A 9,994-nucleotide genomic window follows, 5' to 3' on the forward strand; every position below is an offset into this window, starting at 1 on the left:
CGCAGGCCCGGAGCGGGGAGCGCCGCGGCCGTCGCCGGTCCGGGCGCGACGCCGACGAGGTACCGCCGGAGGTCGTCGTCGACGTCGAGGGCCTGGCCGACCGGGTCGTCGGCGTGCCGGTCGAGGCCGCCCGCTACACCCGGCTCGCCGCGGTCCGGGGCGGCCTGGTGTGGCTGCGGCTGCCCGGCGGCACCGGCGTGCTCGGCGACAGCCTCCCCGACGACGACGCCGAGCCCGACCGCGCCGTGCTGGAGCGGTTCGACCTGGCCCGGCGCACGGTCACCGTGGTCGCCGATCCGGCGTCGTCGTTCGCCGTGAGCGGCGACGGAACCCGGCTCGTCGTCCGCGACCGGGGCACGGTGCGGCTGCTGCGCGCCGACCGGGGCGGCTCCGCGGCACCCGAGGACGACGCGGGCGGCGACGAGTTCACGATCGACACCCGCCGGCTCGTGGTCACCGTCGACCCGGTCGCGGAGTGGCAGCAGATGTTCGACGAGACCGCACGTCTCATGCGCGACCACTTCTGGGTCGAGGACATGGCCGGCGTCGACTGGGTCGCCGAGACCGCCCGGTACCGGCCGCTGGTCGACCGGGCCGGGAGCCACGACGACCTGCTCGACGTGTTGTGGGAGCTGCACGGCGAGCTGGGGACCTCGCACGCCTACGTCATGGGCGGCCGCGCCGGCGGCGACCCGACCGGGCGCCCCGGCCTGCTCGGGGCGGACCTGGAACCCGACCCCGCAGGCGGACCGGGGTGGCGGGTCCGGCGCGTCCTGCCGCCGGAGACCTCCGCGCCCGCCGCGCGCAGCCCGCTGTCCGGGCCGGGCGTCGACGTGCGGGCCGGGGACGTGCTGCTGGAGGTGAACGGGCGCCCGCTGGACCCGCACTGGGGGGTCGCGCCACTGCTCGTCGCGACGGCCGGGAGCACCGTGGAGCTCACCGTCCGCTCCGGCCCCGACCGGCCCGACGCGGGCACCGTCCGCCGCGTCGCGGTGCGCCCGCTGCACTCCGAGGACGAGCTGCGCTACCAGGACCGGGTGGCCCGGCTGCGCGCCGAGGTCGCCGAGCGTTCCGGCGGCCGGCTGGGCTACCTGCACGTGCCGGACATGATGGGCTACGGCTGGGCCCAGCTGCACCGCGACCTCGCCCGCGAGACCGCGAAGGACGGCCTGCTGCTCGACGTGCGCGGCAACCGCGGCGGGCACACCTCGCAGCTGGTGGTGGAGAAGCTCGCCCGCCGCGTCATCGGGTGGGACCTGCCCCGGCACGGCGCACCCGCCACCTACCCCGAGCAGGCGCCGCGCGGGCCGGTGGTGACCCTGGCCGACGAGCGCTCCGGCTCCGACGGCGACATCGTCACCGCCGCCATCAAGCGGCTCGGGGTCGGCCCGGTCGTCGGGACCCGCACCTGGGGCGGGGTGATCGGGATCGACAGCCGCTACCGGCTCGTCGACGGCACCCTGGTGACCCAGCCCCGCTACGCCACCTGGTTCGACGACGTCGGCTGGACGATGGAGAACCACGGCGTCGACCCCGACGTGGAGGTGGTGGTGACCCCGCAGGACCGGGCGTCGGGACGGGACCCGCAGCTGGACCGGGCGATCGCGATCGCCCTGGCCCGGCTCGACGAGCACCCGCCCGCGCGGCCGCCGGACCTCGCGGGGCGGCCGTCGGCGGCCCGGCCCGCACTACCGGGTCGGCCGGGCGGGGGAGATCGGCACCACATCGCGTGAGAGGCTGACCGCCGTGCGCACTCGCAGGATCACCGCCGCCCTGCTGATCGTCGGGGCCGTCGCTGTCACCGGGGCCGGCTGCGGCACCGGACCGAGCCGGGTCGACGCAGCCGCGATCGTCGGCGAGACGTCGATCCCGCTCGCCACCGTGCAGCCCGCGATCACCTCGGTGCTCACCCGGCCCGGGCTGGTCGACGGTCTCAAGGCCCAGGGCGGGTCCGAGGCCGACATCGGGCGGGCCGTGGTGTCCCAGCTGGTGATCCGCGACCTGATCGGCCTGACCGCCCCGGAGCAGGGCGTCACCGTGTCCGACCAGCAGGTCGCCGCGGCGATCGCCCGGCAGGGCGGCGAGCAGGCGGTGCAGGAGTCGTCGCTGGCGGTCGGCGGTGCGCAGGCCGCCACCAGGGACGAGCTGACCCTGTCCGAGCTCGCCCGCCGCGAGCTGCCGCGGCTGTCGGTGACCGCGGACGTCGCGGTCGCCCAGGACCGGGCACAGGCCAGCACGCTGGCCCGTGAGGTCGCCGCCGGCGGGCAGCGGGCCGAGGCGGCGCTGGCCGGTGCCGGCACCACCCAGCGCGGGCTCGCGATCCGCCCGGCCGAGACCCCGCAGGCCGCGCTCACCCCGCTGATCGGGATCCCGGCGGGCTGGGTCGCGGCGTTCCCGCTGGGCAGCGGCCAGGGCTGGGTCGTGGTCCGGGTGACCGAGCGCGACCTCGGCGCCCCCGCCCCGGGCGACGCGGTAGGCCAGCTGGACCAGCGCTCGCTGTCCGAGGCCGGGATCCGCATGCTGACCCCCACCGCGCTGCGCACCGGCGTGCAGCTCAACCCCCGCTACGGCGAGTGGGACCCGATCCAGATGCTCGCCGTACCGACCGCCGAGGACGCCTCCGTGGTGTTCCCGGTCGCCGCGGGCAACCCGACCCCGCCCGCTCCCTGATGGCCGCGACGGTCGTCGTCTGCCCCCGGCGCGGGGCCGCACTCCCGGCCGCGGCACTGCCGCTGCTGCGCTCCGCGACCGACGTGCTCGCCGTGCCCGATCTCGACGCGGGCGCCGCCGCCGGTGCCGCCGACTGGACCGGCACGGACCCCGCCGGGCTCGCCGACGGCACGGTGCTGCTGGTCCCGGCGGGCCACCCCGCCGCCGCGCACCCCGGTGCGGTGCCGCCGCCCACCGGGCACGCGGTGCTCGACGCCGTCGCGGTGATGGACCGGCTGCGCTCGCCCGGCGGCTGCCCGTGGGACGCCGAGCAGACCCACACCTCGCTGCTGCGCTACCTCGTCGAGGAGTGCTACGAGCTCTACCAGTCCATCGAGGACGGTGACCGCACCGAGCTGCGTGAGGAGCTCGGCGACGTGCTGCTGCAGGTGCTGTTCCACGCCCGCGTCGCCACCGAGCACCCCGGTGCCCCGTTCGGGATCGACGAGGTCGCGACCGGGCTGGTCGACAAGCTCGTCGGCCGCCACCCGCACGTGTTCGCCGCGGGGGAGCAGGTCGCCACGGCCGCCGACCAGGACCGCCGCTGGGACGAACTCAAGCGCGCCGAGAAGCAGCGCGAGTCCAGTGTCGACGGCATCGCGACGGTCCAGCCGGCCGTCGCGCTCGCCGCGAAGCTGGCCTCCCGCACCGCGAAGGCGGGGCTGCCCGCGGACCTGCTGCCCGCCGACGACGGTGCCGGCGCGGCGCTGTTCCGGCTGGCCGCGGCCGCACAGCTCCGCGGCGGTGACCCGGAGGCCGCGCTGCGGACGGCCGCCCGGGAGTTCGAGGCGCGGGTGCGGTCGGCGGAGAAGGCCGCCGCCGCCGACGGACTCGACCCGCACGCGCTGACCGCCGAGGACTGGCGCCGCTACTGGGACGGTCCCTGACCCGCACCCCGATCGGGTGATACCCGTCGGTAACGTGGGAGCGTGCGCACCCAGTCGCTGCTCGCGGCCATCGGCGGCATCCTGGCCCTGATCGTGCTCGTCGCGCTGGCGACCGGCCCGGACTTCGGCCCGTCGCTGCCCCGGACCCCGGTCGACCGGCAGTCCGCCCCGCCCGCGTCCGCGCCGCTGCCCGCGGGCACGGACGTCGTCGCGTGGGCCCGGGCGACCGCGACCGAGGCCGACATCCCCGAGCGGACCCTGCAGGCCTACGCCACCGCCGAACTGCGCCAGCGCGAGCGCACCCCGGACTGCCGGCTGAGCTGGGCGACGCTGGCCGGGGTCGGGCGGATCGAGTCCCGGCACGCGACCTTCCGTGGTGCCGAGCCCGGCCCGGACGGCCGCGTCGACCCGCCGATCATCGGGATCCCGCTCGACGGCACCGGCGGCACCCGCCGGGTGGCCGACACCGACGGCGGCCGCCTCGACGGCGACCCGGTGCTGGACCGCGCGGTCGGGCCGATGCAGTTCCTGCCCGGGACCTGGGCGCGCTACGGCGCCGACGGCAACGGCGACGGTGTCGCCGACCCCCAGCAGGTCGACGACGCCGCCCTCGCCGCGGCCGGCTACCTGTGCGCGAACGGTCGCGACGTCGCCGACGCCGGGGACTGGTGGCGCGGGGTGCTCGCCTACAACGCCTCCGGCGACTACGCCCGCGACGTGTGGGCCGCCGCCGCCGACTACGCGCAGCGCACCGCCGTCCCGGCGCCGCCCGCACCCTGACCCCCCCCCGCACCCCGGCGGGCGCGGCCGTGCCGACGGGACGCGGCGTGCGGGTCAGGCGAGGAGCGCGCGTCCCCAGTGGTCGTCGCCCTCGGCGAGGCCGGGTGGGACCGCGAACACCGCCGAGCCGTTGTGCTCCAGGTACTCGCTGAGCGCATCGGACCGGGCCAGCCTGCGCTGCATCGGCACGTACTGCGTCAGCGGGTCGCGCACGAACGCGACGAAGAACAGCCCGGCGTCGAGGTGGCCGCGGCCGTCGGTGCCGTCGACGAAGTTGTAGCCGCGCCGCAGCATCCGCGCGCCGCCGTTGGCCTCGGCGGAGGCGAGCCGGATGTGGCTGTCGTCCGGGATGACCGGCCCCGACGGACCGGTGGCGGTCAGGTCGGCGAGGTCGAACTCGGCCGTGCCGGTCAACGGAGCGCCCTCACCCTTGTCCCGGCCGATGATCTGCTCCTGCTCGTCGAGCCCGGAGCGGTCCCAGGTCTCGATGTGCATCCGGATCCGGCGGGCGACCAGGTAGGAGCCGCCGCGCAGCCAGTCCGGGCCCTCGTCGCCGACCCACACGTGCTGCGCGAGCAGATCGGGCTCCTCGGCCTTGAGGTTGTTCGTGCCGTCCTTGAACCCGAACAGGTTGCGCGGGGTCGCCTGCCCGGTCGAGGTCGACGACGTCCGCCCGAACCCCAGCTGCGACCAGCGCACCTCGGTGACGCCGAAGCCGTCGCGGACCAGGTTGCGGACCGCGTGCACGGCCACCTGCGGGTCGTCGGCGCAGGCCTGGATGCACAGGTCCCCGCCGGAGCGGGCCGGGTCGAGCCGGTCGCCCTGGAACCGGGGGAACCCGGCGAGTTGGGGCGGGCGGCGGTCGGCGATCCCGAGCTTGTCGAAGAACCCCGGTCCCACGCCGAAGGTCAGCGTCAGCGACGCGGCGGGGAGCCCGAGCGCCTCGCCGGTGTCGGCCGGGGCGGCGTAGCGGTTGGCCGGGATCGCGCCGCCCTCGGCGGTCTCCCGGCCGGTCGTCATGCGCTCGGCCGCGGCGGTCCAGCGGCGCAGCAGGTCGGCGACGGCGGCGCGGTCGGTCGAGGTGAGGTCGAGCGCGACGAAGTGCAGCCGGTCCTGGGCCGGGGTGACGATCCCGGCCTGGTGCTCGCCGCGGAAGGCGACGACGCCGTCGCCGGCGGGCGCGCCGGACAGCCCGTAGCCCGCGGCCGCGCCCGCCCCGGCCAGCGCCGCTCCGGCGCCGGCCAGGCCGAACAGCCGTCGCCGGGACAGGTGCCATGGGCTCATGCCGTCACGGTGCCCGCGACCTTGCTGACCGGCTCGGACAGCGCGTCGACGGCCGCGGTCATCGCGCGGGTGTCCGCCGGCGTCAGCTGGGTGTAGAGCCGGTAGCCGTCGCCGACCCGGTAGCCCTGCAGCAGCCTCTCGACGGCCTCGAACCGCTGGTCGAGCACCGGGCCGAGCGCGGGGTCGTTGGCGTCGATCGTCGGGCGGAGTGCGGCGACCGCGGCGCGGGAGCCCTCGACGTTCGCGGCGAAGTCCCACAGGTCGGTGTGGGAGTAGCGGTCCTCCTCGCCGGTGATCTTGCCGGTGGCGACCTCGTCGAGGAGCTCCTTCGCGCCGTTCGCGAGCTGGACCGGGGTCAGCTCGACGGTCCGGGTGCGCGCGGCCAGGTCGGTGATGTCGGCGGTGAGCCGGTCGGCGATCGCGGCCGAGTCGGGCTGCAGGCCGGTGACCCACAGGTCCTTCTCCAGCCGGTGGTACCCGGTGAACCCGACGCCCGGGTCACGCTCGTCGTCCTCCCGGCCGTCGATCCTCGGGTCGATGTCGCCGAAGGACTCGGCGACGGGCTCGATGCGCTCCCAGTAGGTGCGCGCGACCGGGAACAGCGCCTTGGCCTTCTCGACCTCGCCGGCCTTGACCGCGTCGGCGAACTCCTGGGTCTTCGGGACGAGCGCGCCGACCTGGGAGTCGACGTAGCGCTTGTAGCCGGCGGTGGCCGCGGCCAGCTGGGCGTTCGCGTCGGTGGCGCGTTGCGCCGAGCCGGTGACGCTGAACGGGGCGCGGATGCCGTCGCCGGACATGCCGGGCTTGCAGGCGGTGGTGTAGGTGCCGCCGTCGGGGACCTCGACGATCAGGTCACGGGACAGCCCGGGGCCGATGTTCTCGACCTCGCCCATGATCCGGTCACCGGTGGCGTAGAGGTAGAACTCGGTGACCTTGCTGCCGGCGTTGGTGATCCGGAAGGTGAGGGTGCCGGCCGGGGCCTGCGCGGTCGAGATCTCGCAGGCGGTGTCGGTGGCGTTCACGGTGATCGGGCCGCCGTCGCCCGCCCCCTGCGCCGTGGGGGCGGTCGAGGTGCAGCCGGCCAGCAGCGCGGCGGCGACGGTGAGCGACGCCAGGCCGGCGGCCGTGCGCGTGACGGGGGACATCGTGCGTTCTACTAGAGGGATCGACACCGTGGACGGTGCGGGGTTCAGACGTCGGTGGTGGCGGGCGCGCGCCGGCGGGCGGGGCGCAGGAACAGCGCCAGGACCACCACGACGTAGAGCGACCAGACGACGGCCTCGAGCACGGTCGTCCGCGGTGAGAAGTTGAAGATCCCCTTGAGGAGCGTGCCGTACCAGGAGTCGGCGGGGATCACGTCGCTGACGTCGAAGGCCAACGTGGTCAGCCCCGGCAGGATCCCGGCCTCCTGTAGGTCGTGCACGCCGTAGGCGAGGATCCCGGCGGCGACGAAGATCAGCAGGAAGCCGGTGACGGTGAAGAACCGGCCCAGGTCGATCGTCAGCGCGCCACGGTAGATCGCGTACGCCAGCGCGACGGCGATCGCGATGCCGATCAGGAAGCCGACCAGCGGCCCGGCCGTCTCGCCCGCGGCCTGCGCGGCGGCGAAGAAGAAGATCGCGGTCTCCAGGCCCTCGCGGCCGACGGCGAGCGCCGCCATCACGACGACGGCCCACGGCCCCATCGACACGGCCCGGTCCAGGGCACCCTCCAGCTCCCGGGACAGGGTCCGGCCGTGCGAGCGCATCCAGAAGATCATCCAGGTGACGAAGCCGACCGCGATGATCGAGAGCGAGCCGCCGAGCGCCTCCTGCGCTTCGAAGGTCAGTGCCTGCTGGGTCAGGGTCAGCCCGAGCGTGACGCCGACGCTGACGGCGACGGCGAGCGCGACGCCCGCCCACACCCTGGGCAGCTCGGAGCGACGTCCGGTGCGGACCAGGAACGCGACCAGGATCGCCACGACCAGCGAGGCCTCGAGCCCTTCGCGCAGCCCGATGAGCGCGTTCCCCAGCATGCGACCTCCTGCAGCGTCACCACTACGAGCAGTCACCAGGTGAGGGTGTGCTGCCGGGCGGGAAGGCTAACCTCACCCGATCGAGCGGGGAAGGGTCGCGCGGCATTCGCCCCGGAAGGTCCGTTTTCCCAGTTCAGGGACGGTCGGGTGCGAGCGCGATGCGGGCCCGCACCTCGCCCAGCGCCTCCTGGTACTCCGGGCGCGGATCCATCGCCGAGGCGATCTTCAGCTGCGTCTCGGCCTCGCCGAGCCTGCCCTGGCGCTGCAGCGTCTTGCCGAGCGCGAAGCGCGCGTAGTGGTCGGCCGGATCCATCTCGACTACCCGGACGAACGCCGCCTCGGCCTTCCGCAGTTGTGCCGAGTCGAGGTAGGCGCGGCCGGCCAGCAGGTGCACCGAGGCGTCGCCGGGCTCGTCCGGACCGCGGGCGTCGAGGACGGGGCGGAGCGCGTCGAGCGCCTCGAGCGGGCGGTGCCGGGAGAGCAGCCGGTCGGCACGGCGGAACGCCGCGACCGGGTCCTGGTGGTTCGCACGGGGACTGCTCATGGTCACCCTTACGTTAGGTGCGATCCGGGCGGGACGCGAGGTCTTGACAGACCGCCGGTGCGGGGCCGGGTGACGCAAGCGTCCCCCGCCGGGGCCGACCGGTGACTACGCTGACGCACCGGACGACACCCGCGATCAGAACAGGAGTCACGGTGGCGGTCATCGAGCAGGTCGGGGCACGCGAGATCCTCGATTCCCGGGGCAACCCCACGGTGGAGGTCGAGGTCGCGCTGGACGACGGCACGCTGGCGCGTGCCGCGGTCCCGTCGGGCGCCTCGACCGGCGAACACGAGGCCGTCGAGCTGCGGGACGGCGACAAGAACCGCTACGGCGGCAAGGGCGTAGAGAAGGCCGTCGCGGCCGTCCTCGACGAGATCGGGCCGGAGCTCGTCGGCGTCGAGGCGGTGGACCAGCGACTGGTCGACCAGCGCCTCGTCGATCTCGACGGCACCCCGGACAAGTCGAAGTTCGGCGCGAACGCCCTGCTGGGCGTGTCGCTGGCCGTCGCGAAGGCCGGGGCGGAGTCCTCGGGCCTGGAGCTGTTCCGCTACGTCGGCGGCTCCAACGCGCACGTCCTGCCGGTCCCGATGATGAACATCCTCAACGGTGGTGCGCACGCCGACACCTCCGTCGACGTGCAGGAGTTCATGGTCGCCCCGATCGGTGCGGAGACCTTCCGCGAGGCGCTGCGCTGGGGCGCGGAGGTCTACCACGCGCTGAAGTCGGAGCTGAAGGACAAGGGCCTGTCGACCGGCCTCGGCGACGAGGGCGGTTTCGCCCCCGATGTCAAGGGCGGCACCCGCGGGGCGCTCGACCTGATCGCCGCCGCCGTGCAGCGGGCCGGCTACACCCTGGGCACCGACGTCGTGCTGGCGCTCGACGTCGCGGCGACCGAGTTCCACGAGGCAGGCAAGTACTCCTTCGAGGGCAAGAAGATCACCGCGGACAAGCTGTCCGAGGTGTGGGCCGAGCTGGTCGACTCCTACCCGCTGGTGTCCATCGAGGACCCGCTGGACGAGAACGACTGGGACGGCTGGGTCGGCCTCACCGAGGCCATCGGCGACAAGGTGCAGCTCGTCGGCGACGACCTGTTCGTCACCAACCCGGAGCGGCTCGAGGACGGCATCGCCCGGGGCGCCGCGAACGCGCTGCTGGTGAAGGTCAACCAGATCGGCACCCTGTCCGAGACCCTCGACGCGGTGACGATGGCGCACAACGCCGGGTACCGCTGCATGATGAGCCACCGTTCCGGGGAGACCGAGGACGTCACCATCGCGGACCTCGCCGTCGCGACCGGCTGCGGCCAGATCAAGACCGGCGCCCCGGCGCGGTCCGAGCGGGTGGCGAAGTACAACCAGCTGCTGCGCATCGAGGAGCTGCTCGGTGACGCCGCCCGCTACAACGGCGAGCTGGCGTTCCCGCGGTATCAGGTACCCGGCCAGGGCTGACGCTCCGGTCGTTCACCCGTCGGTGACACCGGTGCCGCCCGGATCGTCTGCGGACGGTCCGGCGCGGCGCCCCCACCGGCGCCCGATCGGGCGGCATGCTGGACGGGTCGCCACGGAGCGGTACGGGCGGCACTGACGGGTGAGGGAACCCGGGACGGACGGGAGGGTGCATGGCGGACCGTCGGGGACGTGGACGGGACGCTCGTGCGCGCACGACCGGCACCGGGCGTGGTCGTGCCGCGGCCAAGCCGCGGACCACGACCGCACGCTCGGCGCGCGCCCCCGCGTCGACGGGCGGCTCCGGTGCGCGGTCGCGGCCGGCCGGACC

9 protein-coding genes are annotated in these 9,994 nt (G+C 75.1%); 5 read left to right on the plus strand and 4 right to left on the minus strand.

Annotation, left to right across the window (positions count from 1 at the left end; translation table 11 throughout):
- From NH602_RS23095 to NH602_RS23110, 4 genes are all read left to right on the plus strand, one after another.
- The coding region (locus tag NH602_RS23095) for a S41 family peptidase (RefSeq protein WP_253068885.1) at nt 1-1,733 on the plus strand (1,733 nt) is incomplete at its 5' end.
- A 13-nt stretch (nt 1,734-1,746) separates the two neighbouring features.
- Complete coding sequence (locus NH602_RS23100; RefSeq protein ID WP_179761067.1) at nt 1,747-2,670, plus strand: SurA N-terminal domain-containing protein; 924 nt, start codon at nt 1,747-1,749, stop codon at nt 2,668-2,670.
- Nucleotides 2,670-3,596: a MazG family protein gene (locus NH602_RS23105; protein WP_253068886.1), complete on the plus strand. Its 927-nt coding sequence runs from the start codon at nt 2,670-2,672 to the stop codon at nt 3,594-3,596. Before NH602_RS23100 ends, NH602_RS23105 begins: the two co-directional genes overlap by 1 nt.
- Before the next feature lie 42 nt (nt 3,597-3,638).
- Nucleotides 3,639-4,376, plus strand: coding sequence for a lytic transglycosylase domain-containing protein (locus tag NH602_RS23110; RefSeq protein WP_179761065.1), 738 nt, complete (start codon nt 3,639-3,641; stop codon nt 4,374-4,376).
- A 54-nt stretch (nt 4,377-4,430) separates the two neighbouring features.
- Here NH602_RS23110 and efeB read toward each other — a convergent pair whose 3' ends face one another.
- The 4 genes from efeB to NH602_RS23130 form a co-directional block, all read right to left on the minus strand.
- On the minus strand, nt 4,431-5,660 hold the full coding sequence (gene efeB, locus NH602_RS23115; protein ID WP_253068887.1) for an iron uptake transporter deferrochelatase/peroxidase subunit: 1,230 nt from the start codon (nt 5,658-5,660) through the stop codon (nt 4,431-4,433).
- Entirely contained in the window at nt 5,657-6,805 is a 1,149-nt protein-coding gene (efeO, locus tag NH602_RS23120; RefSeq protein ID WP_179761063.1) for an iron uptake system protein EfeO, read from the minus strand. The genes efeB and efeO overlap by 4 nt, the downstream gene beginning before the upstream one ends.
- Before the next feature lie 44 nt (nt 6,806-6,849).
- Nucleotides 6,850-7,674, minus strand: a complete 825-nt coding sequence (gene efeU, locus NH602_RS23125; protein WP_253068888.1) for an iron uptake transporter permease EfeU — start codon at nt 7,672-7,674, stop codon at nt 6,850-6,852.
- Between the two features lie 133 nt (nt 7,675-7,807).
- Nucleotides 7,808-8,218, minus strand: a complete 411-nt coding sequence (locus tag NH602_RS23130; protein ID WP_179761061.1) for a tetratricopeptide repeat protein — start codon at nt 8,216-8,218, stop codon at nt 7,808-7,810.
- A gap of 152 nt (nt 8,219-8,370) precedes the next feature.
- Here NH602_RS23130 and eno point away from each other — a divergent pair, with 152 nt between their 5' ends.
- Entirely contained in the window at nt 8,371-9,666 is a 1,296-nt protein-coding gene (gene eno / locus NH602_RS23135; RefSeq protein WP_073577651.1) for a phosphopyruvate hydratase, read from the plus strand.
- Nucleotides 9,667-9,994: the final 328 nt, after the last annotated feature.

Origin of the sequence: Pseudonocardia sp. McavD-2-B (genome assembly GCF_024124365.1) — a bacterium.
Lineage (GTDB): Bacteria > Actinomycetota > Actinomycetes > Mycobacteriales > Pseudonocardiaceae > Pseudonocardia > Pseudonocardia alni.

Excerpts from the sequence above, each read along its gene's own strand:
- NH602_RS23130 (WP_179761061.1), bottom strand. The coding sequence starts at position 8,218 with ATGAGCAGTCCCCGTGCGAACCACCAGGACCCGGTCGCGGCGTTCCGC.
- efeO (WP_179761063.1), bottom strand. The coding sequence starts at position 6,805 with ATGTCCCCCGTCACGCGCACGGCCGCCGGCCTGGCGTCGCTCACCGTC.
- efeU (WP_253068888.1), bottom strand. The coding sequence starts at position 7,674 with ATGCTGGGGAACGCGCTCATCGGGCTGCGCGAAGGGCTCGAGGCCTCG.
- efeB (WP_253068887.1), bottom strand. The coding sequence starts at position 5,660 with ATGAGCCCATGGCACCTGTCCCGGCGACGGCTGTTCGGCCTGGCCGGC.
- NH602_RS23105 (WP_253068886.1), top strand. The coding sequence starts at position 2,670 with ATGGCCGCGACGGTCGTCGTCTGCCCCCGGCGCGGGGCCGCACTCCCG.